Source organism: Shinella sp. 1A1, from assembly GCF_055379515.1.
On the sequence record NZ_AP039671.1, the window covers coordinates 104,415 to 130,262 of the forward strand.

Annotated in this window: 22 protein-coding genes; 13 read left to right on the forward strand and 9 right to left on the reverse strand. The window is 66.0% G+C overall.

All coding sequences use genetic code 11. The features are described 5' to 3' along the window. Positions 1 to 66: 66 nt before the first annotated feature. The 6 genes from ptsN to lptC all read right to left on the reverse strand — a co-directional run bounded on the left by ptsN (position 67) and on the right by lptC (position 5,182). Entirely contained in the window at positions 67 to 528 is a 462-nt protein-coding gene (ptsN, locus tag ACZ48C_RS00555) for a PTS IIA-like nitrogen regulatory protein PtsN (protein ID WP_119257409.1), read from the reverse strand. A 73-nt stretch (positions 529 to 601) separates the two neighbouring features. Beyond that, entirely contained in the window at positions 602 to 1,177 is a 576-nt protein-coding gene (gene hpf, locus ACZ48C_RS00560) for a ribosome hibernation-promoting factor, HPF/YfiA family (RefSeq protein WP_318910704.1), read from the reverse strand. A gap of 249 nt (positions 1,178 to 1,426) precedes the next feature. Beyond that, a complete protein-coding gene (gene rpoN, locus ACZ48C_RS00565; protein WP_464781862.1) occupies positions 1,427 to 2,968 on the reverse strand; it encodes an RNA polymerase factor sigma-54 in 1,542 nt (513 codons plus the stop codon). A 149-nt stretch (positions 2,969 to 3,117) separates the two neighbouring features. Continuing rightward, the gene (gene lptB / locus ACZ48C_RS00570; protein WP_413251159.1) at positions 3,118 to 3,915 is read right to left on the reverse strand and encodes an LPS export ABC transporter ATP-binding protein; all 798 of its coding nucleotides are present in this window, start codon (positions 3,913 to 3,915) and stop codon (positions 3,118 to 3,120) included. 27 nt (positions 3,916 to 3,942) lie between these two features. Next, positions 3,943 to 4,506, reverse strand: a complete 564-nt coding sequence (locus ACZ48C_RS00575) for an LptA/OstA family protein (protein ID WP_119257412.1) — start codon at positions 4,504 to 4,506, stop codon at positions 3,943 to 3,945. A 7-nt stretch (positions 4,507 to 4,513) separates the two neighbouring features. Then, a complete protein-coding gene (gene lptC, locus ACZ48C_RS00580) occupies positions 4,514 to 5,182 on the reverse strand; it encodes an LPS export ABC transporter periplasmic protein LptC (RefSeq protein ID WP_318910708.1) in 669 nt (222 codons plus the stop codon). A gap of 210 nt (positions 5,183 to 5,392) precedes the next feature. Between lptC and sppA the strand changes: the two genes are divergently transcribed. The 3 genes from sppA (at position 5,393) to ACZ48C_RS00595 (ending at position 7,110) form a co-directional block, all read left to right on the forward strand. After that, on the forward strand, positions 5,393 to 6,343 hold the full coding sequence (sppA, locus tag ACZ48C_RS00585) for a signal peptide peptidase SppA (RefSeq protein WP_464781863.1): 951 nt from the start codon (positions 5,393 to 5,395) through the stop codon (positions 6,341 to 6,343). 9 nt (positions 6,344 to 6,352) lie between these two features. Beyond that, entirely contained in the window at positions 6,353 to 6,670 is a 318-nt protein-coding gene (locus ACZ48C_RS00590) for an integration host factor subunit beta (protein ID WP_162911428.1), read from the forward strand. 95 nt (positions 6,671 to 6,765) lie between these two features. Then, entirely contained in the window at positions 6,766 to 7,110 is a 345-nt protein-coding gene (locus ACZ48C_RS00595) for a DUF1049 domain-containing protein (protein WP_424548743.1), read from the forward strand. A gap of 170 nt (positions 7,111 to 7,280) precedes the next feature. Here ACZ48C_RS00595 and ACZ48C_RS00600 read toward each other — a convergent pair whose 3' ends face one another. After that, the gene (locus ACZ48C_RS00600; RefSeq protein WP_424548744.1) at positions 7,281 to 7,724 is read right to left on the reverse strand and encodes an SRPBCC family protein; all 444 of its coding nucleotides are present in this window, start codon (positions 7,722 to 7,724) and stop codon (positions 7,281 to 7,283) included. Between the two features lie 137 nt (positions 7,725 to 7,861). Here ACZ48C_RS00600 and ACZ48C_RS00605 point away from each other — a divergent pair, with 137 nt between their 5' ends. The 5 genes from ACZ48C_RS00605 to olsB all read left to right on the forward strand — a co-directional run bounded on the left by ACZ48C_RS00605 (position 7,862) and on the right by olsB (position 13,613). Beyond that, positions 7,862 to 8,956, forward strand: a complete 1,095-nt coding sequence (locus tag ACZ48C_RS00605) for a class I SAM-dependent methyltransferase (protein ID WP_464781864.1) — start codon at positions 7,862 to 7,864, stop codon at positions 8,954 to 8,956. Then, positions 8,953 to 9,807 (forward strand): TrmH family RNA methyltransferase, encoded by an 855-nt coding sequence (locus ACZ48C_RS00610; RefSeq protein WP_464781865.1) that lies wholly within the window; start codon positions 8,953 to 8,955, stop codon positions 9,805 to 9,807. Before ACZ48C_RS00605 ends, ACZ48C_RS00610 begins: the two co-directional genes overlap by 4 nt. Further along, complete coding sequence (gene lspA / locus ACZ48C_RS00615) at positions 9,804 to 10,295, forward strand: signal peptidase II (RefSeq protein ID WP_464781866.1); 492 nt, start codon at positions 9,804 to 9,806, stop codon at positions 10,293 to 10,295. The genes ACZ48C_RS00610 and lspA overlap by 4 nt, the downstream gene beginning before the upstream one ends. A 55-nt stretch (positions 10,296 to 10,350) precedes the next feature. After that, the gene (locus ACZ48C_RS00620) at positions 10,351 to 12,636 is read left to right on the forward strand and encodes a hybrid sensor histidine kinase/response regulator (RefSeq protein WP_464781867.1); all 2,286 of its coding nucleotides are present in this window, start codon (positions 10,351 to 10,353) and stop codon (positions 12,634 to 12,636) included. Between the two features lie 98 nt (positions 12,637 to 12,734). Continuing rightward, positions 12,735 to 13,613 (forward strand): l-ornithine N(alpha)-acyltransferase, encoded by an 879-nt coding sequence (gene olsB, locus ACZ48C_RS00625; protein WP_119257420.1) that lies wholly within the window; start codon positions 12,735 to 12,737, stop codon positions 13,611 to 13,613. Positions 13,614 to 13,778: 165 nt separating this feature from the next. Here the strand turns inward: olsB and ACZ48C_RS00630 are convergent, their stop codons facing one another. After that, complete coding sequence (locus ACZ48C_RS00630) at positions 13,779 to 16,064, reverse strand: NADP-dependent malic enzyme (RefSeq protein WP_318910718.1); 2,286 nt, start codon at positions 16,062 to 16,064, stop codon at positions 13,779 to 13,781. 137 nt (positions 16,065 to 16,201) lie between these two features. On the opposite strand from ACZ48C_RS00630, the gene mutS reads away from it, so the two are divergent. The 3 genes from mutS to murJ all read left to right on the forward strand — a co-directional run bounded on the left by mutS (position 16,202) and on the right by murJ (position 23,458). Next, positions 16,202 to 18,937 carry a DNA mismatch repair protein MutS gene (mutS, locus tag ACZ48C_RS00635; RefSeq protein ID WP_464781868.1) on the forward strand — a complete coding sequence of 912 codons (2,736 nt, stop codon included), beginning with the start codon at positions 16,202 to 16,204 and terminating at the stop codon, positions 18,935 to 18,937. 94 nt (positions 18,938 to 19,031) lie between these two features. Next, positions 19,032 to 21,875 (forward strand): [protein-PII] uridylyltransferase, encoded by a 2,844-nt coding sequence (locus ACZ48C_RS00640; RefSeq protein ID WP_119257503.1) that lies wholly within the window; start codon positions 19,032 to 19,034, stop codon positions 21,873 to 21,875. Beyond that, positions 21,872 to 23,458, forward strand: coding sequence for a murein biosynthesis integral membrane protein MurJ (gene murJ, locus ACZ48C_RS00645; protein WP_424547034.1), 1,587 nt, complete (start codon positions 21,872 to 21,874; stop codon positions 23,456 to 23,458). Before ACZ48C_RS00640 ends, murJ begins: the two co-directional genes overlap by 4 nt. 25 nt (positions 23,459 to 23,483) lie before the next feature. On the opposite strand, the gene ACZ48C_RS00650 is transcribed toward murJ, so the two are convergent. Next, positions 23,484 to 23,960 carry a YcbK family protein gene (locus ACZ48C_RS00650; protein WP_464781869.1) on the reverse strand — a complete coding sequence of 159 codons (477 nt, stop codon included), beginning with the start codon at positions 23,958 to 23,960 and terminating at the stop codon, positions 23,484 to 23,486. Between the two features lie 257 nt (positions 23,961 to 24,217). Between ACZ48C_RS00650 and trpS the strand changes: the two genes are divergently transcribed. Together trpS and ACZ48C_RS00660 are read left to right on the forward strand one after the other, a co-directional pair. Beyond that, complete coding sequence (trpS, locus tag ACZ48C_RS00655; RefSeq protein ID WP_119257424.1) at positions 24,218 to 25,285, forward strand: tryptophan--tRNA ligase; 1,068 nt, start codon at positions 24,218 to 24,220, stop codon at positions 25,283 to 25,285. Positions 25,286 to 25,320: 35 nt separating this feature from the next. Then, on the forward strand, positions 25,321 to 25,812 hold the full coding sequence (locus ACZ48C_RS00660) for a universal stress protein (protein WP_313195601.1): 492 nt from the start codon (positions 25,321 to 25,323) through the stop codon (positions 25,810 to 25,812). The last annotated feature ends 36 nt before the right edge of the window (positions 25,813 to 25,848 follow it).

Here is a 25,848-nt window from a genome sequence, read left to right on the forward strand (position 1 = left end):
AAGACCGCCGCAGGATTCTGGTCCGCGGCGGTCATCCCAAGCAATCGAATAGGATATTGCGCAGCCTCAGGCCGCGGATGCCTGTTCCTCGCTGAGGCAGGCATAGATGGCGCTCTCGCTGTCGGAGGCGCGCAGCTTTGCGACCATGGCCGGGTCGCGCAGCACGCGGGCGATGCGCGAAAGGGCCTTCAGATGGTCCGCGCCGGCGCCTTCCGGCGCGAGCAGCAGGAAGACGAGGTCCACCGGCTGGTCGTCCAGTGCCTCGAAGTCCACGGGGGTTTCGAGCCTCGCGAAGAGGCCGGTGATCTGCGAAAGCTCCTTCAGCTTGCCGTGCGGAATGGCGATGCCATTGCCGACGCCGGTCGAACCGAGGCGCTCACGCTGAAGGATGACGTCGAAGATTTCGCGTTCCGGAATCCCGGTAATCTTTGCCGCTTTTGCTGCCAGCTCCTGAAGCAGCTGCTTCTTGGAATTGGCCTTCATCGCCGGAATAATCGCACTCTGCTGCAGTAGACCTGCCAATGCCATGCTCTTGTCCTCGTGCGCTGGGTGAAGGGTTTGAAGAAGCGTGGTGCCCGTCCCGGCACCACGCTCCCGTCACTCAGCCTTTGATACTGGCTGCATCGATCCAGCCAATATTTCCGTCGTTGCGTCGGTAGACGATATTGAGCTGCTCCGACCCCGCGCTGCGGAAAAGAAGAACCGGTTCGTCCGTCATGTCGAGCGCCATGACGGCGCTTGCCACGGACAGGGTCCGGAGTTTCTTCGTGCTTTCCGCGACGATGGTCGGCGCGTAGTCCTCGGGAAGCTCTTCGTCTTCGTCGGGGACCGAATCCATCACCGTGTAGGCCACCTCTGCAAAGGCGTCATGACCGTTGCCGTTATGGTGTGCCTTGAGTTTGCGCTTGTACCGGCGCAGGCGCTTTTCGATCCGCTCCGAGGCTGCCTGGAAGGCTGCCAGGGGATCGTTGGCCTCGCCATTGGCCTGCAACGCCGTACCTGTGTCCAGGTGAAGCTTGCAGTCCGCACTGTACCGCGATCCCGCCTTTTCCACGGTGACCTGGCTCGAATATCCTCCGTCGAAATATTTGGTTACGGCCTCCTCCACCTGCTCTTCAATACGCTGGCGGAAGCTGTCGCCGATTTCCATATGTTTACCGGACACACGCACACTCATGGAGGGTACCTCTCTTTCATGATTTGCGTACACCAGTCTATTCCAACCTCATCTGCGTTCCAAGCGTTTCACACACGCGCTGTTTGCTGCATCGCACGCTTGGGAAAAGCGGGGATAGTCTGGAAGTCCGGCCTGCCTTCCCTTCGGAAGTGGGGCGCGCATTAGCCCTTCCAGCCCGCGAAGTCAATCGGCCGATTCAGCCATCGTTAACTTCTCACAGGCCGGAACGCGGCTGTCCCAGGCTTTGTTTCAGGTGGCCGAGGCCTTGGCGAGCGCGCGTTTTTCGCGCCGGCGCTGCACGGAGGAGGGGATGTTCATCGCCTCGCGGTACTTCGCCACCGTGCGGCGGGCAAGCTCCACGCCGCCCTTGCGCAGGACATCGACGATGTCGTCGTCGGAGAGCACCGCCTCGGGCGCTTCCTGCGCGATCATGCTGCGGATGCGGTGGCGCACGCTCTCGGCCGAATGGGAATCGCCGCCCTCGGCCGAGCCGATCGAGACGGTGAAGAAATATTTCAGCTCGAACAGGCCGCGCGGCGTCAGCATGTACTTGTTCGAGGTGACGCGGCTCACCGTCGATTCATGCATCCTGATCGCCTCGGCGATCGTTTTCAGGTTCAGCGGGCGCAGGTGGTCGACCCCGTTGACGAGGAAGGCGTCCTGCTGGCGCACGATCTCGCTCGCCACCTTCAGGATGGTGCGGGCGCGCTGGTCGAGGCTGCGCGTCAGCCAATTGGCCGTCTGGAGGCATTCGTTGAGAAAGCCGTAATCCGCGCTGTCGCGGCTCGTGCGGCTGGAAACAGCGGTATAGTAGTCGCGGTTGACCAGCACGCGGGGCAGGGTGTCGGCATTGAGCTCGACATGCCAGCTTCCGTCGGGCGCTGCGCGCACGACGATATCCGGCACCACGGCCTCGGAAGCGCCGGTCTCGTAGCGCGTGCCGGGCTTCGGGTCGAGCTTGCGGATTTCTGCCAACATGTCGAGAAGGTCCTCCTCGCCGACGCCGCAGAGTTTCTTCAGCGTCGCGAAGTCGCGCCGGGCGAGCAGTTCGAGATTACCGACGAGCGCCGCCATGGCGGGGTCGAGCCGGTCCCTGGCCCTCAGCTGGATCGCAAGGCATTCGCTGAGCGAGCGGGCGAAGACGCCGGGCGGATCGAGCTCCTGCAGGCGGGCGAGCACGCGCTCGATCTCGGCGGCGGGCTTGCCGAGCTTCGCGGCGGTCTCCGCCGTGCTGCCCTGGAGATAGCCGGCCTCGTCGAGCTGGTCGACGAGATGCTGGGCGATCAGCCGGTCGACGGGGTCGGCAAGGGCGAAGGGGATCTGCTCGTTCAGGACGTCGCGCAGCGTCTTGCGGCTCGCCACGAAGTCGTCGAGGTCGTAGCCCTCGCCGTCCCCGCCGCCGCCCGGCATGGACTTCCACTGGCCGATCAGCTCCGGCGCGTCCGCCGCGCGGGGCCCGGCATCGTCGGGAAAGACATTGTCGAGCCCGCCGTCGAGGGTTTCGGGTGCGCTGCCGGCGGTGCCGCTGGTGGCGGTTTCGTAAAGGTCCGCCTGGCTGCCATCCCCGCCGCGCTCGGTGGGGGATGGCTCGGCCTCGGCGGTAAAGCGCTCGTCGCGCCCACCGTCGTCGTTCGCGGCGATTTCGAGGAGCGGGTTCTTCTCGACTTCCTGCTCGATGAACTGCGTCAGCTCGCCATGCGTCATCTGCAGCAGCTGTATCGACTGCATGAGCTGCGGCGTCATGACCAGCGACTGGTTCTGGCGCAGGAAAAGGCTGGCGGCGAGGGCCATGCGGACGCTCTACTCTCCGGAAATCCGCCCGAAGCCACAGGATCGGGGCGGCAGAAACCAACTGGCCCAAAAATTGCTTTTTAAAAGCGTTTGGTCAAGCGGCGGGCGCGAACTTGATGAAGATCGCGGCAACCGGGCGCGTCCTGCCCTCAGAGGCTGAAATTGTCGCCGAGATAGAGGCGGCGCACGTCGGCATTGCTGACGATGTCGTTCGCCCGGCCGTGGGTCAGCACCTCGCCGGCATGGATGATATAGGCGCGGTCAATGAGGCCGAGCGTCTCGCGCACGTTATGGTCAGTGATCAGGACGCCGATGCCGCGCGAGGTGAGGTGACGCACCAGCGCCTGGATGTCGGCGACCGAGATCGGGTCGACGCCCGCGAAGGGTTCGTCGAGCAGCATGAAGGTCGGGTCGGTGGCAAGCGCACGGGCGATCTCGAGGCGCCGGCGCTCGCCGCCGGAAAGCGCGATGGCGGGCGACTTGCGAAGATGCGAGATCGAGAATTCGGCAAGCAGGCTGTCGAGTTTTTCCTCCCGCCGCGCCTTGTCCTTGTCGTGCACTTCCAGCACGGCACGGATGTTCTCCTCCACCGTGAGACCGCGGAAGATCGAGGCTTCCTGCGGCAGATAGCCGACGCCGAGGCGCGCCCGGCGGTACATCGGCATGGTGGTGACGTCATGGCCGTTGATCTCGATCGAGCCCTCGTCGACGGGCACGAGACCGGTGATCATGTAGAAACAGGTCGTCTTGCCGGCGCCGTTCGGGCCGAGCAGACCCACGGCCTCGCCGCGCCGGACGACGAGCGACACGCCGTTGACGACGCGCCGGTCGCGATAGGTCTTCGTCAGCCCTCGCGCAATGAGGGTTCCCTCGTAGCGCGACAGGTCGGTGCTGCGGTGGGGTTCCTGCGCACCCTTCTTCGGGTGGCGCGTCAGGCGGGTGAGCAGGGAAGATGACACGGGAGAAGCGCTATATCAGTTCGTTTTCTGGCGGGATTTGGGGTCGAGCTGGATCATGACGCGGCCGCCGCAGGCATCCAGCTTCGCTTCACCGGTGCGCATGGTGACGGAGAGCTGACAACCGACGAAGACGTTCTCGCCTTCCGACAGCACCACCTTCTTGCCCTTGAGGACCAGCGTCTCGTTGTCGAGGTTGAACGTTCCGGTATCGGCGGTCGCTTCCTGCGTCTGCGACTTCAGGTAGACCTTGTCGAAGACGTCGATCTTCTCGATGTCGGCATTGCCGCTGGCGACCGAGCCCTTGCCGCCCGACTTGTAGTGAACGACCATGCGGCCGGCCTGCAGCGTCGTCGTGCCCTGCACGACCTTCACATTGCCGGTGAATTCGGCCTTGTTCTCCTGGTCGCGGATTTCCAGCGCGTCGCTCTGGATCTGGATCGGCTGGTCGTTCGAGAGCTGCACGCCCTTCATCTTGCTCGCCGTCTGCTGGGCGCCGGCATGGCCCGCGGCCAGTGCGAAGCCCGCGGCAAGAACGAAAAGGCTGGCGGCCCGGACAGGGGCGGAGAGAGTGGCGAACATGGCGCTCTTACTTTTCTCGGTTGCGGATGGCGGCAGGGTCGACGTCGACGACGACCTTGCCCTCGAAGACGACGACACGGCCTTTATCCGTCATTCGCAGCGACTGCGCAACAATGGATGCGCCGGGCGAATGGATGGAAACGGGGTCCTTCGTTTCCATCGTTCCGCCGTTGATGTCGAGATGGGCCGAACGGAAGGCGGCGGCAAGGCCGGTATTGAGGTTGATGGTGAAGGGTCGGGTCATGTCGAGCAGGTTCTTGCCGCGGTCGTAGACACCGGTCTCGGCCGTCACTTCCGCGGTGGTCTTGTCGTTGACCGGCATCTTCGCCGTGATGTTCTCGAGCGTGATGACGTCGGGCGTCTTCATGTCCTGCAGCGCCCGCTCGGCCTTCATCGAATAGCTGATGCCGTCCTTGTTGCGGCCGGCGATCGCCGGATAGCGCATGACGATCTTGCCGTCCTCGATGGTGGCGCTCTCCACATGGAGGTCGGAGGGCAGGTAGGTGCGCACGATGGAGACGACGGCGAAGACCGCGGCGATGATCAGGGCTGCGACCGGCAGGGCGATCTTGAGGATCCGCACGCGCGCGGAATGGCGCGTCGCCAGGCGATAAGCCTCGGCGGAAATGCCCATGCCCTGTGCACCGGTCGGTGCTTCTGTCACGCTGTTCAGCATAGTGCCTGCTTGAATGGTTCGGTTTCGGCCCTCGCCGCGCATGAGGGGCCGCAACTATAACGGGCCCCATATGGCGATTATTCCTGAACAAACAATGGATGTCCAAGAAAGTTCGGCGACGAATTGCCATTTGAGCGGGGAATGCCATATCGATAGGGCCTTCTGCAAGCCACCTTGATGCAAGGCGGCCATCAGCACCGAGGACAGGACATGGAACAATCCGCCATCGCCGACCGCCGGCAACTGCGCCGCAAGCTCACCTTCTGGCGCGTCGCGGCCGTGCTGATCGCGCTGGCCGCGATCTGGGCCGCCGTCGCCTGGCGCGCGCCCGACATCGGCTCGGGCGACCATATCGCCCGCGTCAGCATCTCCGGCATCATCCAGGACGACAAGGACCTCCTGGAGCGCCTCGACCGCATCGCGAAGAACGACCGGGCCAAGGCGCTCGTCGTGACGATCTCGTCCCCCGGCGGCACGACCTATGGCGGCGAGGTGATCTTCAAGGCGCTGCGCAAGGTGGCGGAAAAGAAGCCGGTCGTCTCGGACGTGCGCACGCTCGCCGCCTCCGCCGGCTACATGATCGCGACGGCGGGTGACACGATCGTCGCCGGCGAAAGCTCGATCACCGGCTCCATCGGCGTGCTCTTCCAGTATCCGCAGATGAAGGAACTGATGGACAAGATCGGCGTCTCGCTGGAGGAGATCAAGTCCGCGCCGCTGAAGGCCGAGCCCTCGCCCTTCCATCCGGCCAGCGAGGACGCCAAGACGATGATCCGCGCCATGGTGATGGACAGCTACGACTGGTTCGTCGACCTCGTCGCCGAGCGCCGCAAGCTGCCGCGCACCGATGTGCTGCGCCTTGCCGACGGCAGCATCTTCACCGGCCGGCAGGCGCTCGCCGCCAAGCTGGTCGATACGCTCGGCGGGCCGGAGGCGATCCGCGCCTATCTCGACACCCGCAAGGTGGCCAAGGACCTGCCCTTCGTCGATTACGAGCCGACGAACCGGTCGGGCATTCCCTTCATCGGCGGCAGCATCCGGGAACTGGCCCGCTCGGTGTTCGGCCTGTCGCTCGACCTTCAACCGACGATCGAAAAGCTGGCCGGCGAAAAGTTGTTTCTTGACGGTCTTGTTTCGGTTTGGCAGGTTGATCGCGATTGAAAAACAAGAATTTTTAAGGGGGATACCGTGATCAAGTCGGAACTGGTCCAGATCGTCGCAGCCCGTAATCCCCATCTCTATCACCGCGATGTCGAGAACATCGTCAACGCGGTGCTGGACGAGATCACGGATGCGCTGGCCGGCGGCAACCGCGTGGAGCTGCGCGGCTTCGGCGCCTTCTCCGTCAAGAACCGCCCCTCGCGCTCGGGCCGCAACCCGCGCACGGGCGATGCGGTCTTCGTCGAGGAGAAATGGGTCCCGTTCTTCAAGACGGGCAAGGAACTGCGCGAGCGCCTTAATCCCGGCCAGGCCGATCAGGACGATTGAAGCAATTCCGGCGGGCAGCGTGAAACGGCCTTGCGGGGATTGCCAGGGGCAGGGCGGGGCTTCCCGCCGGCGCCGCGCGCAAGAAAGGTGACGCAATGGTCAAGAGAATAGTCAACGTCCTCATCCTGATCCCGATCGCCATCGTGCTGATCGTGCTGTCGGTGGCGAACCGGCAGTCGGTGACGCTGGCGCTCAATCCGTTCCGGCCGGAGGACAGCGTGCTCTCCGTCACCGCGCCCTTCTTCGTCTATCTCTTCCTCGCGACGATCCTCGGCCTCGTGCTCGGCGCGCTCATCACCTGGTTCGCACAGGGCAAGCACCGCAAGCGCGCCCGCATCGAGGCGAGCGAGGCGGTCAAGTGGCACACGGAGGCCGAAAGGCACCGCGGCCGCGCCGAGGCGCTGGCCTCGCAGGCGATTCTGCCCGCTTCTGGAAAGTGATCTGGCCAGGCCGATGGAACGCGATGAGCAAGCCCCAAGCCCCAAAGCCGGCGAAGAGAGGCAAGACGATGTGGGGAGCTTGCTGCGGGGCGGCGAGCTTCTTTTAATGTTGCGCAGTTTCTGGGGAGCATTTCGCTCGGCCTGGCCGCAAAAGACCGGATTGTAGCGTCTCAGGTTCCGTTCAGCTTCGCGCCGAGATCGGAGAAGAACTGCGTCGCCAGTTTCTTCGACGTCGAATCGATGAGGCGCGAGCCGAGCTGGGCGAGCTTGCCGCCGATCTGCGCCTTCACGTCATAGGCAAGGATCGTCTCGCCGCCGTCCTCGATGAGGCGGACATCCGCGCCGCCCTGCGCAAAACCGGCGATGCCGCCCTTGCCCTCGCCGGATATCGTGTAGCTTTCCGGCGGGTTGAGGTTGGAGAGCGTCACCTCGCCGTTGAAGGTCGCCGAGACCGGGCCGATCTTGATCTTCACGGTGGCCTCCAGCTCGGTCGGCGATTTCATGGTCAGCGACTGACAGCCCGGAATGCACGCTTTCAGGATCTCTGGATCGTTGAGCGCCGCCCAGACGGCCTCGCGCGGGGCGGCAATGCGTTCTTCGCCGGACATGTCCATGGTCGATCCTCCTCCCGGAACGGTTCCAGATTTATCGCAATCGGAAAGCGCTTTGCCAAGTGGGGGAGGGATGGTATGGGAGCCGCTTGTTTTCCGGCTTTGCCGGCAAGGTTTCAACCGACGACGGACGATCGATCGTGAAGGACAAGCACCGCCGGCCGAAGAGCGGCCCCGCCGCGCCCGCCAGGGCGAAGGCCCATACGCGGCCGGCCGTGAAGGCTGAGGCTCCAAGGGCCGCGGCACCCAGGCCGCCGGCCCCGAGCAGGGAACCGCGCCCCGCGCCCGAGGCCCCCGCGCGCCCGCTGATCCGCCGCGAGGGGGAAAAGCCCGCCGAGCGCGTGCCGGTCATCCTCGAGACCGCCGGCTCCGACCAGTACCGCCTCATCGACAGCGGTGCCGGCGAGAAGCTGGAGCAATATGGCCCCTACCGCATCGTGCGCCCCGAGGCGCAGGCGCTCTGGCAGCGAAGCCTGCCGTCCCTCTGGGACAAGGCCGACGCCCTCTTCACCGGCGATACGGACGAGGACGGCATGGGGCGCTGGAAGTTCCCCAAGGCGGCGCTCGGCGAAACCTGGCCGATGCAGCTCCTCGGCGTTGATTTCCATGGCCGCTTCACCGCCTTCCGCCATGTCGGCGTCTTCCCTGAACAGCTCGCCCACTGGCGCTGGATGAAGGAGAAGGTCGAGACCGCCGGTCGCCCCGTAAAGGTGCTGAACCTCTTCGGCTATACCGGCGTCGCTTCGCTGGTCGCTGCCGCCGCCGGGGCGGAAGTCACCCATGTCGATGCCTCGAAGAAGGCCATCGGCTGGGCGCGCGAGAACCAGGCGCTCGGCCGCATGGAGAAGCTGCCGATCCGCTGGATCTGCGAGGATGCCATGAAGTTCATCCAGCGCGAGGAGCGCCGCGGCAGCAAATACGACATCATCCTCACCGACCCGCCGAAATTCGGCCGCGGGCCGAACGGCGAGGTCTGGCACCTCTTCGACCACCTGCCCTTGATGCTCGACATCTGCCGCGAGATCCTGTCGCCGAAGGCCATCGGCCTCGTGCTGACGGCCTATTCGATCCGCGCGAGCTTCTATTCCATTCACGAGCTGATGCGCGAGACCATGCGCGGGGCCGGCGGCACGGTGGAATCGGGCGAGCTCGTCATTCGCGAGAGCGGCCCGGACGGCGGGGAAGCCGGCCGCGCGCTCTCCACCTCCCTCTTCAGCCGATGGATCAGCGCATGAGCCATGACCACCACGGAACCCGCCGCGTCGGTCAGGTGAAGGAGGTCACGAGCCTTTCGAACCCGATCGTCAAGGATATCAAGGCGCTGTCCGACAAGAAGCACCGTGACGAGACGAAGAGCTTTATGGCCGAGGGCCTGAAGCTCGTCATCGACGCGCTGGAACTCGGCTTCGAGATCAGGACGCTGGTCTACGCCAAGAACGTCAAGGACAAGCCGCAGGTCGTGCAGGCCGCGACGAAGACCGTGGCGCGCGGCGGGCTGGTGCTGGAGGTCAGCGAGAAGGTGCTCTCGTCGATCACAAGGCGCGACAATCCGCAGATGGTCGTCGGCATCTTCACCCAGCGCTGGACGAGCCTGCGGGACCTGAAGCCGAAGGCGGACGAGACCTATGTGGCGCTCGACCGCGTGCGCGACCCCGGCAATCTCGGCACGATCATCCGCACGGCGGACGCGGCGGGCGCGAGCGGCGTCATCCTCCTCGGCGAGACGACGGATCCCTATTCGATGGAGACCGTGCGCGCCACCATGGGTTCGGTCTTCGCGCTGCCGCTGGTCAAGGCGAGCCCTGCCGACTTCCTCGCCTGGAAGAAGGGCGCCGGCGTTTCCGTCGTCGCCACGCACCTTGCCGGCGCGGTCGACTACCGCACCATCGATTACCGGAAGAAGCCCGTCGTCCTCCTCATGGGCAACGAGCAGGCGGGCCTGCCGGACGCGCTCGCCAGCGAAGCCGATGCGCTTGCCCGCATCCCGCAGGCCGGCCTTGCCGATTCGCTGAACCTCGCCATCGCCACCGGCATCATGCTCTTCGAGGCGCGCCGCCACCTCCTGACGCTGGAAGAGCGGGCATGAACGAACGCATTCCGCTGTTCTCCCGGCCGCTGCCGGTCGTCGTCTTCATCCTGCTCGCGCTGCTGCTCGATCAGGCGGTGAAATTCGCCGTGGAGACCTGGCTTCCCTTCCAGGAGGCGGTGCATGTCGTGCCCATGCTGGCGTTCTACCGCACCTACAATTACGGCGTCGCCTTCTCCATGCTGTCGGGCATGGAGGGCTGGTTCATCGTCACGCTCAGGCTCTTCGTCGTCGCCTTCGTCGTCTGGCTCTGGCGGCAGACGCCCAAGGCGCGGGGCCTTGCCCATGCCGGCTATGCCTTCATCATCGCCGGCGCCTTCGGCAACCTCATCGACCGCGCGCTCTTCGGTTACGTGATCGACTATGTGCTCTTCTATACCGAGACCTGGTCCTTCGCCGTCTTCAACCTCGCCGACAGCTTCATCACCATCGGCGCTGGCCTCGTCATCCTTGACGAACTCCTGTCGATGCGCCGCGCGAAACGTTAAAATTCGAACGACTTGCTGAAGCCGTTCTGAACGGTCCGCATGCTATGCGGGCCTCATGAGCGAACCTGTCAAGCTACAGAACCGGCTCAAGGCCGAATTTGCCGAGGCGTCGCCCCGTGCCCCCCGCACCCGTTCCGAAAGGGCGGCGACGCCGGATGACCGCGCCGTGGAGGCGCCCGCCAGCGCGCCGGTGCCGGACAAAAATCTTCCATTCCGGGCCATTCTTTCCGGCCTCATCCTGTTCCTTTCCGGCCTGGCGCTGGCGACGGGCCTGTCGTCCGGCTTCCCTATCGCCGCCACGGCCCTTGGCCTTGCCGGTGTTGCGAGCGCCGCCTTCCTCTTCTTCACGCGCGGCGCCGCCACCGGCGTCGAGCACGCGCACGACCGCTCCTGGGAGCGCAGCGAAACCTCGCAGATCCTCTCGGCCATCCATGACGTGCTGGGCGACATCGTCGTCGTGCGCGCGCTCGACGGCCGCATCCTCAGCGCCAACGCCGTGCTCGGCGAGCTGACGGGCATGGCCGACGTCGAGGGCAGGACATGCGAGGCGCTCGGCCTCACCTTCCGCTCGCAGGCGATCCCCCATCGCTACGACGTCGATGTGGTCGGCCCCGCCTGCCGGCGCGTCTATTCCTGGCACGACGTCACCGTGCGCGATCCCGCCTCCGGCGAACTGGTCGTCCATTCCATCGCCCGCGACGTGACGGAGGAACGCCTTGCCGAGGGCGAGCGCGAACGCGCCCGCCAGCGCGCGGAGGAGGCGAGCGCCGCCAAGTCGCGCCTGCTCGCCACCGTCAGCCACGAGATCCGCACGCCGCTCTCCGGCATTCTCGGCATGTCGCACCTCATCGGCCAGACGCGGCTGACCGCCGAGCAGAAGAACTATCTCGCCGGCATGCGCCAGTCCGGCCATGCGCTGGTGCAGCTCGTCGACGACCTCCTCGACTTCTCGACCATCGAGGCCGGCCGCTTCCAGCTCCGCCCCTCGGAGGAGCCGGTGCGCCCGATGCTGGAAAGCGTCGTGGAGATGCTCTCCCACCGGGCGCATGAAAAGGGCATCGAGATCGGCTCCTTCGTGGCGCCGGACGTGCCGGGTCTCCTGATCTACGATGCGCCGCGCCTGCGCCAGGTGCTCTACAACGTCGTCGGCAATGCCGTGAAGTTCACCCATGCCGGCGGCGTCTCACTCGACACCACGCTGGACCACGGCGCCGTCGTCATCCGCGTCACCGATACCGGCCCCGGCATGAATGCGGAGGAGCAGGCCCGCATCTTCGAGGAATTCGAGCAGACCGGCAGCCCGGCCCAGCGCAGCGGCGGCACCGGTCTCGGCCTTGCCATCTCCGCCCGCATCCTGAAGGAGGCCGGCGGCGCGCTGACGCTCGAAAGCACGCCCGGCAAGGGCAGCACCTTCACCATCCGCATGCCCGTCGATATCCGCACGCCGAAGCCTGCGCGCGGCGCGCGCAAGGGCATCCTTGCCGGCAGCCTCGTCTTCCTGCTGGCCCCCGCCGGCCCGGCGTCGGCGGCGCTCGCCCGCACCGTGGAGGCCCTCGGCGGCGCTTGCCACCTCGCCACCTCCGCCGACGAGGCGCTCGACCTCGTGCAGCATCTTTCCGGCCGAAAGGCGAAGCTCACCGACATCATCGTCGACAACCGCCTTGCCGGCGCCTATCGCCGCGACCTTGCGGATCTCGCCTTCCTGCGCGACAGCAAAGCGCGCCGCATCTACCTCGTCAATCCGGAGGAGCGCGGCGGCCGGGCGCTCGGCAATGGCGAGGGTTTCGATTCCTGGCTCATCCGGCCGCTGCGCGAGCGCTCGCTGGTCGAGGTGCTGCGCGGCCGCATGAAGGGCGTGGAGGTTCGCGACGCGATCAACGACAACCGCCCGATCCTCAAGGACCTGCCGCAGCAGACAATGTTTCCGATCCCCGCCGAGCCCGCCGGCATCCGCATCCTCTTGGCCGAGGACGATCCGGTGAACGCCATGCTGGTGCGCTCCGTGCTGGAGCGGGCGGGCCATACGGTGCGCCACGTGCCGGATTATCCGGCGCTCGTTGCCGCGCTTGCCGGCGCGACGGCGGCGGGGCCCTTCGCGGCCGACCTCATTGTCACCGATCTCGGCATGCCGGGCGGCGATGGCAGGGAGATGATCGCACGCATCGTCCGGCGCGACTATGGCAATGCCGGCCTGCCGGTGCTGGTCCTGACGGCCGACAGCCGCGTCGGCCTGCGCGAGGAGCTTCTGGCTGTCGGCGCCGACGCGGTGCTGGCAAAGCCTGCCGACCCCGCGCGGCTCATCGCCGAGATCGCCCGGCTTGCGCGGCGCGACAGCGCATAGGCGCAGACGCTTTGGGGTGTTCAAGCCTGCGTTGCGTCATTATCCTGTTGCAGAATCGTGGTTAAACCCACGAAGCTTCGCTTGACAGGTACATTGCCATGACGCTCGACCTCGCACAGACCATCGCCCCGGCGGACATCGCCAAGCAGCCGGCTCCGGTCGCGGGCCGCACGGCTACCGACGTGCTCGGCCGCATCGGCAATCTCGAAACGCGCGTCGCCCGCTCCGTCTCGGAGATCGATGCTGCGCAGGCCGTGCGCTACCGCGTCTTCGCCGAGGAGATGAATGCGCAGCTCTCGCCGGACGCCGTGCGCCGCAAGCGCGATATCGATGCCTGGGACATGGTCTGCGACCATCTCCTCGTGCTCGACACCGCCATCGAGGGCGATGCCGAGGAGCAGATCGTCGGCACCTACCGCCTGCTGCGGCAGGACATTGCCACGGTCTCCGGCGGCTTCTATTCCCAGTCGGAATTCGACGTCGATACGCTGATCGCCCGGCATGCGGACAAGCGCTTCATGGAACTCGGCCGCTCCTGCGTGCTGCCGGCCTACCGCACCAAGCGCACGGTGGAACTGCTCTGGCAGGGCGCCTGGGCCTATTCGCTGAAACACGGCATCGACGTGATGTTCGGCTGTGCCTCGTTCCACGGCATCGTGCCGGAGGAGCATGCGCTGGCGCTTTCCTTCCTGCACCACAATGTGCTGGCGAAAGACGAGTGGCACGTCTCGGCCCGCCCGGAGCTTTTCCGCACGATGGACCTGATGCCGCCCGAGGGCGTCGATGCGCGCAAGGCGCTTTCCGCCATGCCGCCGCTGATCAAGGGCTATCTGCGCCTCGGCGCGGCCATCGGCGAGGGCGCCGTCGTCGATCACGGCTTCAACACGACTGACGTGCTGATCGTCCTGCCGATCGGCAAGATTTCCGGCCGCTACCTCAATTATTACGGTGCGGATGCGGGGCGTTTCGCCAGCTAGAGCATTTCCGCTTTTCTCCGAATCGCGAAAACGCTCTATCCTTTTGTTTCTACACAATTCCGGACGCAAAACCGCTGCGCACTTTTGCTGGAATTGCTCTAGGGAAAAGCTCGGAATTGTTTGCCGCCCGCCCCGTGACCTCCGGGACGGGCGGTTTTTTATGCGTCAGGTGCCGGAATTATAGGCGGCCAGCGTCGCCATGTTGACGATGTCGCTGTCCTTGGCGCCCATGGTGACGATCTGCACCGACTTGTCGAGGCCGACGAGCAGCGGGCCGATGACGGTCGAGCCGCCGAGTTCCTGCAGCATCTTGGTTGAGATCGACGCCGAGTGGAACGCCGGCATGACCAGCACGTTGCCGGGGGCGGAGAGGCGGCAGAACGGATATTGCTCCATCATGCGCGGGTTGAGCGCCACGTCCGCGGCCATCTCGCCGTCATATTCGAAATCGACGCGGCGGCGGTCGAGGATCTTCACCGCCTCGCGCACCCGCTCGGAGCGTTCGCCCGACGGATGGCCGAAGGTCGAATAGGCGAGCATGGCGACGCGCGGCTCGTAGCCGAGGCGGCGGGCGAGGCCGGCCGCTTCCTCCGCGATATCCGCCAGCTCCTCCGAGGAGGGCATGTCGTGCACGGCCGTATCGGCGACGAGCACGGCGCGACCGCGGCAGAGCGCCAGCGAGGCGCCGATGACCCGGTGGCCCGGCTTGGCGTCGATGCAGCGGCGCACGTCCTCCAGCGCCGTGGAATAGTTGCGGGTCAGGCCCGTCACCATCGCATCGGCATCGCCGAGCGCCACCATGCAGGCCGCGAAGTGGTTGCGGTCGTTGTGGATCAGGCGCTGGGCATCGCGGAAGAGATAGCCCTTCCGCTGCAGGCGGGCATAGAGATAGTCGATATAGACATTGTTGCGGGTCGAGATGCGGGCGTTCACCAGCTCGATGCCGGGGCGGTCGAGGTCGATGCCGGCCCGTTCCGCCGTTTCGCGGATATGCTCCTCGCGGCCGAGCAGGATGGCGGTGCCGAGCTGCTGGTTGGCGTAGGAGACGGCCGCGCGCATCATCTGCTCCTCCTCGCCCTCGGCGAAGACGACGCGCTTCGGCTGGCGCCGGACGCGGGCATAGATCTGCTGGAGCGTCGAGGCGATCGGGTCGCGGCGGGCGCGCAGGTCGCGGGCATAGGCGTCGAGGTCGGGAATGTCCTTGCGCGCGACGCCGGTTTCCATCGCCGCCTTGGCGACGGCGACGGGGATCGCCGAGATGAGGCGCGGATCGAAGGGCACGGGGATGATGTATTGCGGCCCGAAGCGCGGGCGCACGCCCTGATAGGCGGCGGCGACGTCGTCCGGCACGTCTTCCTTGGCAAGATGCGCCAGCGCCTCGGCAGCGGCGATCTTCATCGCGTCGTTGATGGTGGAGGCGCGCACGTCGAGTGCGCCGCGGAAGATATAGGGGAAGCCGAGGACGTTGTTGACCTGGTTCGGATAGTCCGAACGGCCGGTCGCCACGATGGCGTCGTCACGGATGCGGGCGACTTCCTCCGGTGTGATTTCCGGATCGGGATTGGCCATGGCGAAGATGATCGGCTTCGGCGCCATGGAGCGGATCATCTCCTCCGAAAGCGCGCCCTTGGCCGAAAGGCCGAAGACGACGTCGGCGCCATTCATGGCCTCGGCCAGCGTGCGGCGATCCGTCTTGACGGCATGCGCCGACTTCCATTGGTTCATGCCGTCTTCGCGGCCCTGGTAGATGACGCCCTTGGTGTCGCAGAGGATGACGTTCTCGGGCGAAAAACCCATCGACTTGATCAGCTCGATGCAGGCGATGGCCGCCGCGCCCGCGCCGTTGCACACGAGCTTGGTCGTCTTGAAGTCGCGGCCCGTCAGCGCCAGCGCGTTGATGAGGCCGGCGGCGGCGATGATGGCGGTGCCGTGCTGGTCGTCGTGGAAGACCGGGATGTCCATCAGCTCGCGCAGGCGCTGCTCGATGATGAAGCAGTCGGGCGCCTTGATGTCTTCCAGGTTGATGCCGCCGAAGGAGGGGCCGAGATAGCGCACGCAGTTGATGAACTCGTCGACATTCTCGGTGTCGACCTCGAGGTCGATGGAATCGACGTCGGCGAAGCGCTTGAAGAGGACGGACTTGCCTTCCATCACCGGCTTGGAGGCGAGCGCGCCGAGATTGCCGAGGCCGAGGATGGCGGTGCCGTTGGAGATGACGGCGACCATGTTGCCGCGCGTCGTGTAGTCGTAGGCAAGGCCGGGATCATCGGCGATGGCCTTCACGGGCACGGCGACGCCCGGCGAATAGGCGAGCGAGAGGTCGCGCTGCGTCGCCATCGGCTTGGTCGGCGTGATCTCGAGCTTGCCGGGACGGCCGTTCGCGTGGAAATCCAGCGCCTCCTGGTCCGTGACGGTTGCCCTCTGGCGATCTGATTTGTCGGTACCCGGCATGCTCCCCCCTTCACACTCCTGTGGGCGATAGGCCCGTAGCTGCTGACAGCTGTTGTTTTCTATATCGCTGCGCGGCTAGGGTGGCACCTCTTTTTTGGGAAGAACAGACCCTTCATTTTAGAAGAAACAGAATCTCCGTGAACGATCAGATCGTGCGACCGAACGATATCCTGTCGACGGCCGAGCTCGCCAGCGACGAAAGCCGCGCATCGGCAACGCCGATGATGGAACAGTATATCGAGATCAAGGCTGCCAATCCGGACAGCATGCTGTTCTACCGCATGGGCGACTTCTACGAGCTGTTCTTCCAGGACGCGGTGGACGCCTCCCGCGCGCTCGGCATCACGCTCACCAAGCGCGGCCAGCATATGGGCCTCGATATCCCGATGTGCGGCGTGCCGGTCCATGCGGCGGACGATTATCTCCAGAAGCTCATCGCCGTCGGTTTCCGCGTCGCCGTCTGCGAGCAGGTCGAGGACCCGGCGGAGGCCAGGAAGCGCGGCTCGAAGTCCGTCGTGCGCCGCGATGTCGTGCGCCTCGTCACGCCCGGCACGCTGACCGAGGAAAAGCTCCTCTCGCCGTCCGACGCCAACTACCTGATGGCCGTCGCGCGCATTCGCGGCGGCGGCGAGCCCGCCATGGCGCTCGCCTGGATCGACATTTCCACCGGCATCTTCCGCCTGTCCGAGACGGCGCAGGGCCAGCTTCTCGCCGATATCCTGCGCATCGACCCGCGCGAATTGATCGTGCCGGACACTTTGTTCCACGACCCGGAATTCCGCCCCGTTCTGGATGTCGTCGGGCGCGTCGCCGTCCCGCAGCCGGCCGTGCTCTTCGACAGCGCGACGGCTGAGGGCCGTATCGCCCGCTATTTCGGCGTCTCGACGCTCGACGGCTTCGGCACGTTCTCGCGCGCGGAGCTGGCTGCCGCCTCGGCGGCGATCTCCTATGTCGAGAAGACGCAGATCGCCGAGCGCCCGCCGCTCGGAAGGCCGGAGCGCGAAAGCTCGGCCTCCACGCTCTTCATCGACCCGGCGACGCGCGGCAATCTCGAACTGGTGCGCACCCAGTCCGGCGACCGCGCCGGTACGTTGCTGAAGGCCATCGACCGCACCGTCACCAGCGGCGGCGCGCGCCTTCTCGCCGAACGGCTGATGTCGCCGCTGACCGATCCCGAGGCGATCAACATCCGCCTCGATTCCATTTCGACGCTCGCCGACCGCCCCTCCTTCTGCGAGGACCTGCGCCGGACGCTGAAGCAACTGCCCGACATGCCGCGCGCCCTCTCGCGCATCGCGCTCGGCCGCGGCGGCCCGCGCGATCTCGGCGCGATCCTCCAGGGCCTTTCGACATCCGCCGACATCGCCCGATTGATGGTGGCGGAAGAGCTGGAAGGCGAGCTTGCCGGCGCCCGCACCGCCATAGCCGAGCTGCCTGTCGACCTGTCGCACCGCCTCGCCGTGATGCTGGCCGACGAGCTGCCGCTCCTCAAGCGCGACGGCGGTTTCATCCGCGAGGCGGCGGATGGCGAACTGGACGAGATGCGTGCGTTGCGCGACCAGTCCCGCCGGGTCATCGCCGGCCTGCAACTGCAATATGCCGAGGAGACGGGCGTCAAGTCGCTGAAGATCAAGCACAACAACGTGCTCGGCTATTTCATCGAGGTCTCCGCCGGCAATGCCTCGGCGCTGACGGACGGCGACGAGGCCAAGGCCCGCTTCATCCACCGCCAGACCATGGCCGGCGCCATGCGCTTCACGACCACGGTGCTCTCCGAGCTCGAAACCAAGATCGCCAATGCCGCCGACCGGGCGCTCGCCATCGAGCTTGCCGCCTTCGACGGGCTGGTCGAGGCGGTCGTCGCGGAGGCCGAGGCCATCAAGGCGGCGGCGCGGGCGCTTGCCGTCGTCGACGTCTCCGTCAGCCTTGCGGCGCTTGCCGAGGAACAGGCCTATTGCCGGCCGGTGGTCGACAATTCCACCATGTTCGCCATCGTTGGCGGCCGCCATCCGGTGGTGGAGCAGGCGCTGCGCCGCCAGCAGGCCGCCGCCTTCGTCGCCAATTCCTGCGACCTCTCGCCGACGGACGGCAAGGGCCATGGCGCGATCTGGCTGCTGACCGGCCCCAACATGGGCGGTAAGTCGACCTTCCTGCGCCAGAACGCCCTCATCGCCATCCTCGCGCAGATGGGCGCCTACGTTCCGGCCGAAAGCGCCCATATCGGCACCGTCGACCGCCTCTTCTCGCGCGTCGGCGCCTCGGACGATCTGGCGCGCGGCCGCTCCACTTTCATGGTCGAGATGGTCGAGACGGCGGCGATCCTCAACCAGGCGACCGAGCGCTCGCTGGTCATCCTCGACGAGATCGGCCGTGGCACCGCCACCTTCGACGGCCTCTCCATCGCCTGGGCCGCCGTCGAGCACCTGCACGAGGCGAACCGCTGCCGCGGTCTCTTCGCCACCCATTTCCACGAGCTGACGGTGCTGTCGGAAAAGCTCGCCCGCCTTTCCAATGCCACGATGCGCGTCAAGGAATGGGACGGCGACGTCATCTTCCTGCACGAGGTCGGCCCGGGCGCGGCGGACCGCTCCTACGGCATCCAGGTGGCCCGCCTTGCGGGCCTGCCGCCCTCGGTGGTGGCGCGGGCGCGGGACGTGCTCGCGAAGCTGGAGGATGCCGACCGCAAGAACCCGGCAAGCCAGCTCATCGACGACCTGCCGCTGTTCCAGGTCGCGGTGCGCCGCGAGGAGGAGAGGCGCAGCGGGCCGTCGAAGGTGGAAGAGCTGGTCAAGGGCCTCAACCCGGACGATATGACGCCGCGCGAAGCGCTCGATGCGCTCTACGCGCTGAAGAAAGAACTTGGCAAAGCCTAGCGGCTCGGATCATTGTCCTTGCATGCTGAAAGGGTCTATAGGCATGCGAATCGAACGGGCGATGGACGATAAGCGGGACCCGGGCCGGCATCCGATGGAAAAGAAGCTTCTGGCGCCGGCCGAATCCGGCCTCCTCGACGTTCCGGCGCTGCGCGCCCGCTGCGAGTTCATCGCCAGCACCAATGCCGATTACCGCGACCGCATGCGTGGCGCGCTTCTGGCCGAGTTCAAGAAGGCCAATGCGGCGGGCCGCGAGCGGGCGCGCGAACTGCTTTTCGAGGACGGCAGCGGCCTGCAATGCGCCGCGCGCATCTCCTGGCTGCAGGACCAGCTCATCGCGGTGCTGCACGATTTCGCGCTCAACCATGTCTTCAGCGCGGGGCAGGCTCCGCCCGCCGCGCGCATCACGGTCACGGCCGTCGGCGGCTACGGGCGCGGCACGCTGGCGCCGGGCTCGGACATCGACCTGCTCTTCCTGCTGCCGGCAAGGCCGGCCGCCTGGAGTGAGCCGGCCATCGAGTTCATGCTCTATATCCTGTGGGACCTCGGCTTCAAGGTCGGCCATGCCACGCGCAATCTGGAGGAATGCATCCAGCTCTCCAAGGGCGACATGACCATCCGCACGGCGATCCTCGAGGCACGTTACATCTGCGGCTCGGCGGCGCTGTTCGAGGAGATGGCGGTGCGCTTCGACCGCGAGATCGTGCGCGGCACCGGCCCGGAATTCATCGCGGCGAAGCTCGCCGAGCGCGACGAGCGCCACCGCAAGGCCGGCGACACGCGCTATCTCGTCGAGCCCAACGTCAAGGAAGGCAAGGGCGGGCTTCGCGACCTGCACACGCTGTTCTGGATCGCCAAATATTTCTACCACATCAAGGACCCTGCCGAGCTGGTGAAGCTCGGCGTCCTCTCGCGGCAGGAATACAAGCTGTTCCGCAAGGCGGACGATTTCCTCTGGGCGGTGCGCTGCCACATGCATTTCCTGACGGGCAAGGCGGAGGAGCGGCTGTCCTTCGACATCCAGCGCGAGATCGCCGAATGCCTCGGCTATCAGCCGCATCCCGGCCTTTCCGCCGTCGAGCGCTTCATGAAGCACTATTTCCTCGTGGCCAAGGACGTCGGCGACCTGACCCGTATCTTCTGCGCCACGCTGGAGGACCAGCAGGCCAAGGAAGCGCCCGGCATCACCGCCGCCATCAGCCGCTTCACGCGGCGCGCGCGCAAGATCGCCGGCACGCTGGATTTCCTGGAGGATCGCGGACGCATCACCATCGCCGATCCGGACGTCTTCAAGCGCGATCCGGTCAATCTCATCCGCCTCTTCCACATCGCCGACATCAACGGGCTGGAATTTCATCCCGACGCGCTGAAAGAGGTCACGCGCTCGCTGAAGCTCATCAACGCCGCGCTGCGCGAGGACGAGGAGGCGAACCGCCTCTTCCTCTCCATCCTCACCTCGCCGCGCGATCCGGCCCTCATCCTACGCCGCATGAACGAGGCGGGCGTGCTCGGCCGCTTCATTCCGGATTTCGGCAAGATCGTCGCGATGATGCAGTTCAACATGTATCATCACTACACGGTCGATGAGCACCTGATCCGCTCCGTCGGCGTGTTGGCGGATATCGACCAGGGCCGCGAGAAGGAGGCCCACCCCCTCAGCTACCAGGTGATGCCGAGCATCGAGGACCGCATCCCGCTCTATGTCGCGGTGCTGCTGCACGATATCGCCAAGGGCCGCCCGGAGGACCATTCCTCGGCGGGCGCGAAGGTCGCGCGAAAACTCTGCCCGCGCTTCGGGCTCTCGCCCAAGCAGACGGAGCTGGTCGTCTGGCTGATCGAGGAGCACCTGACCATGTCCATGGTCGCGCAGACCCGCGACCTCAACGACCGCAAGACCATCGTCGACTTCGCCGACAAGGTGCAGTCGATGGAGCGGCTGAAGATGCTGCTGGTGCTGACGGTCTGCGATATCCGCGCGGTCGGCCCGGGCGTCTGGAACGGCTGGAAGGGCCAGCTCCTGCGCACACTCTACTACGAGACCGAATTGCTCATCTCCGGCGGCTTTTCCGAGCTGTCGCGCAAGGAGCGGGCGCAGGCCGCCCGCGAAATGCTGTCGGAGGCGCTGCCGGCCGACTGGAGCCAGAAGGACCGCAACACCTATGCGCGCCTCCATTACGAGCCCTACCTGCTGACCGTCTCGCTGGAGGACCAGGTGCGCCATGCCGCCTTCATTCGCGAGGCGGACAGGGCGAGGCAGACGCTCGCCACCACGGTGCGCACCCATTCCTTCCACGCCATCACCGAGATCACGGTGCTCTCGCCCGACCATCCGCGCCTGCTGACGGTCATCGCCGGGGCCTGCGCGGCGGCGGGGGCGAACATCGTCGATGCGCAGATCTTCACGACCTCCGACGGGCGGGCGCTGGATACGATCCTCGTCAACCGCGAATTCCCCGACGATGCCGACGAGATGCGCCGCGCCGGCACGATCGGGCGGATGATCGAGGACGTGCTGTCCGGCCGCAAGCGCCTGCCGGAGGTGATCGCGACGCGCGCCAGGGGCCGCAGGCGCAGCCGCACCTTCACGGTCTCGCCGGCCGTCACCATCTCCAACACGCTGTCGAACAAGTTCACCGTCATCGAGATCGAGTGCCTCGACCGTCCCGGCCTTCTCTCCGAGGTGACGGCCGTGCTTTCCGACCTCTCGCTCGACATCGCCTCGGCGCATATCACCACCTTCGGCGAGAAGGTCATCGATACCTTCTACGTCACCGACCTTGTCGGCCAGAAGGTCACCAACGAAAACCGGCAGGCCAATATCGTCGCGCGGCTGAAGGCCGTGATGGCCGACGAGGCGGATGAACTGCGCGATCGCATGCCGCCCGGCATGATCGCGCCCGTTGCCGCCATGGCGAAAAGGATCAGGGCAGAACAATGAGTCTTGTCAGGAAATTCGCGACCGTGGGCGGCGCGACGCTCGGCAGCCGCGTGCTCGGCTTCGCGCGTGAAACGCTGATGGCCGCGGCCCTCGGCACCGGGCCGATGGCCGACGCCTTCTACGCCGCCTTCCGCTTCCCCAACCTCTTCCGCCGGCTCTTCGCCGAGGGCGCGTTCAACGCCGCCTTCGTGCCGCTCTTCGCCAAGGAGATCGAGGAGGGCGGCATAGACGGAGCCAAGCGTTTTTCCGAGGAGGTCTTCGGCGTCCTCTTCACCGTGCTCCTGATGCTGACGATCGCGATGGAACTGATGATGCCGCTCATCGTCTCCTGGATCATCGCGCCGGGCTTCGTCGGCGATACGGAAAAATTCGATGTGACGGTGAAGCTCGCCATCGTCATGTTCCCCTATCTCATGTGCATGTCGCTGACGGCGATGCTGTCGGGCATGCTGAACTCGCTGCATCACTATTTCGCCGCCGCCGTCGCCCCCGTCTTCCTCAATTTCGTGCTGATCGGCGCGCTCGCCTACGGGCTCTGGCAGGGCGCCTCGCCGCTCGATACGGCCTGGTATCTCTCCTGGGGCGTGCTCGCCGCCGGCCTTCTGCAGATGGCCGTGCTCTATGCGGGCGTGCGCCATGCCGGCATGCGCATCGGCTTCCGCCGCCCGCGCATGACGCCGAACGTCAAGCGGCTTTTGTGGCTGGCGCTTCCGGCCGCCGTGACGGGCGGCATCACCCAGATCAACCAGCTCATCGGCCAGATGATTGCCTCCACCAAGGACGGCGCCATTGCCGCCCTGCAATATGCCGACCGCGTCTACCAGCTTCCGCTCGGTGTCGTCGGCATCGCCGTCGGCGTGGTGCTGCTGCCGGAGCTGGCGCGGGCGCTGAAGGGCGGCCACGAGCGCGAGGCCGGCAACCTGCAGAACCGCTCGATGGAATTCGTGCTGTTCCTGACGCTGCCGGCCGCCGGCGCCCTCTGGGTGATGTCTGACGAGATCGTCCGCGTCCTCTACGAACGCGGCGCCTTCAGCCCCCAAACCACGTCCGTCGTGGCGGGCACGCTCGCCATCTACGGTCTCGGCCTGCCCGGCTTCGTGATGATCAAGGCGCTCAATCCCGGCTTCTTCGCCCGCGAGGATACAAAGACGCCGATGCGCATCACCCTCTTTTCGGTGGTCGTCAACTGCGTGCTGGCCGTCTCGCTCTTCCCGCTCTTCTACGAGCGCGGCATCGCCACCGCCGAGGCCGTCTCCGGCTGGCTGACGGCGCTGATGCTCTTCGTCACGCTGGTGCGCCGTGGCCACTGGCCGCTGGAAAAGGCGCTCGCCTGGCGCGTCGCGCGGCTGCTGGTCGCGACGGTCGTCATGGCGGCCACGATCGAATATGCCTCCGGCTACCTCGCCGACCGCCTCTCCTCCACTGCGCGGCTCTACGAGCAGGTCTCGGCGCTCGGCATGCTCATCGCGCTTGCCATGGTCGTCTATTTCTCCGTCGCCTTCCTTATCGGCGGCGCCGACCTTGGCATGATCCGCCGCAATCTCAAGCGCGGTGGCAAGGCCGAAGCGGCACCGTCGGAATAGGTCCGGCGGGTAGGCGCCCGCCGCGTCAGCGGGCGGCGAAGCGCGCCCGCTTCGTCAGGCGCGCGAGCCCGCCGCAATGGCTCCAGCTCCGCCTCGGCCCCACATCGACATGCACGATGCCGTTGCAATAGGTACCGACACCGCCGATGGCCGGTGCAGAGCGCGCCGCCGCGAGGATCCTCTGCACGGCAACGCCCGGAACGCGAATATCGGCGGCAAGGCATTTGCGGTGATAGGAGCCGCGCCGCCCGTTCGAGCGGCGGCCGGAGGTGACGAGCGGCCGCCGGCCGACCTGCCGCGCGATATGGGCGAGCACCGCCCGCAGCCGGCCCGGAAAGCATCGGTGCCGCACGCGCGGCGTCTGGATGGAATAGATCTTCGCCACGCTCGCCTTTTCAGTGCGGGAGGCATGCCTGTGGCTGCGGCCTGCGCTGGTCTCGGTCGCCAGGAGCGATGTCAGCGCGACGACGCAGGCAAGCAGGATGGAACCGTTCTTTCGCACGGGTCATCTCCGTTCTGTGCCCCTTCGTCACAAAACGGCCGATCGGGACCGGCCTTCCCCCCAATCCCCGCCGGGAAGGGACGACCGGAAAATGTCTTTTATAAGGACCCCCTCATGCGCGAGGCGCCCACTTGATCGGGGCTTCGGCGCCGTGCATAAGCGCGACGTATTTTTTACGCAGTTCCGGCTGAAAAATTCCCCGGAATTGCTCGTGTAACAGGGACCAGGCCCTCCACCCGCCTGAAGGAAACACCGTCATGAGCGCATTCAAGCCTCTCGTCTTCTCCGGCGTCCAGCCGACCGGCAATCTCCACCTCGGCAATTATCTCGGCGCGATCCGCAAATTCGTCGCCCTGCAGGAGGACAACGACTGCATCTATTGCGTCGTCGACCTGCATGCGCTCACCGCGCAGCTGGTGCATGAGGACATGCGGAACCAGATCCGCTCGATCGCCGCCGCTTTCATCGCCTCCGGCATCGACCCGAAGAAGCACATCGTCTTCAACCAGTCCGCCGTGCCGCAGCATTCGGAACTCGCCTGGATCTTCAATTGCGTGGCGCGCATCGGCTGGATGGAGCGCATGACGCAGTTCAAGGACAAGGCCGGCGGCAAGAATGCCGAACAGGTCTCGCTTGGCCTCCTCGCCTATCCGAGCCTGATGGCCGCCGACATCCTCGTCTACCGCGCGACCCACGTACCGGTCGGCGACGACCAGAAGCAGCACCTCGAGCTGACGCGCGACATCGCGCAGAAGTTCAACATCGATTTCGGCAGCCATATCCGCAAGGCCGGCACGGGCGTCGACATCGTCGTCGGCGAGGAGCCGGTGCATGCTTATTTCCCGATGGTCGAGCCGCTGATCGGCGGCCCGGCGCCCCGCGTCATGAGCCTTCGCGACGGCACGAAGAAGATGTCGAAGTCGGATGCCTCGGACCTGTCGCGCATCAACCTGCTCGACGACGCCGACACCATCTCCAAGAAAATCCGCAAGGCCAAGACCGATCCGGATGCCTTGCCGAGCGAAGCCGAAGGCCTGAAGGGCCGCCCCGAGGCGGAAAACCTCGTCGGCATCTATGCCGCGCTCTCCGACAAGTCCAAGGCCGATATCCTGGCCGAGTTCGGCGGTCAGCAATTCTCGGTCTTCAAGCCGGCGCTGGTCGACCTTGCCGTCAACGTGCTCTCGCCGATCACCGACGAGATGCGCCGCCTGATGGACGATACCAGCCATATCGACGCGATCCTCCGGGACGGCGGCGAAAGGGCGCGGGCGCGGGCGGAAAAAACCATGAAGGAAGTTCGCGACATCATCGGCTTTGTGCAGTAAGGTCGCCGCGAAAAGACCGTATATCAGGAGCGCGCATGGTTTCTCGACGACTTTCCCGCCTTGAAGGTCACCGCCGCAAGTTCCTCGCGGTCATCGACGATACGCCGGAATGCCAGCGTGCCGTCCATTTCGCGGGAATGCGTGCGAAGAACTCCAACGGCGGCGTCGTCCTGCTCTACGTGATCGCCAATGCCGATTTCCAGCAATGGCTCGGCGTCGAGGAGATCATGCGGGCGGAAGCCCGCGAGGAGGCGGAGGCCGTGCTCGCCAAGGCGGCGCAGGCGCTGCGCGAGGCGATCGGCATCGAGCCGGAGACGGTGATCCGCGAGGGCGTGGCCAGCGAAGAGATCAACGGCCTCATCGAGGAGGACCGCGACATCGCGATCCTCGTCCTGGCCGCCGGCTCCGCCAAGGAAGGGCCGGGGCCACTGGTCTCCTCGCTGGCGAGCCGGGCGCAGGCCTTCCCGATCCCGGTGACGGTCATTCCGGACCAGCTCACCGACGAAGAGCTGGACGCGATGAGCTGACCTTCGACTTGAAGAGTGGCGACTTGAAGAGCGGCG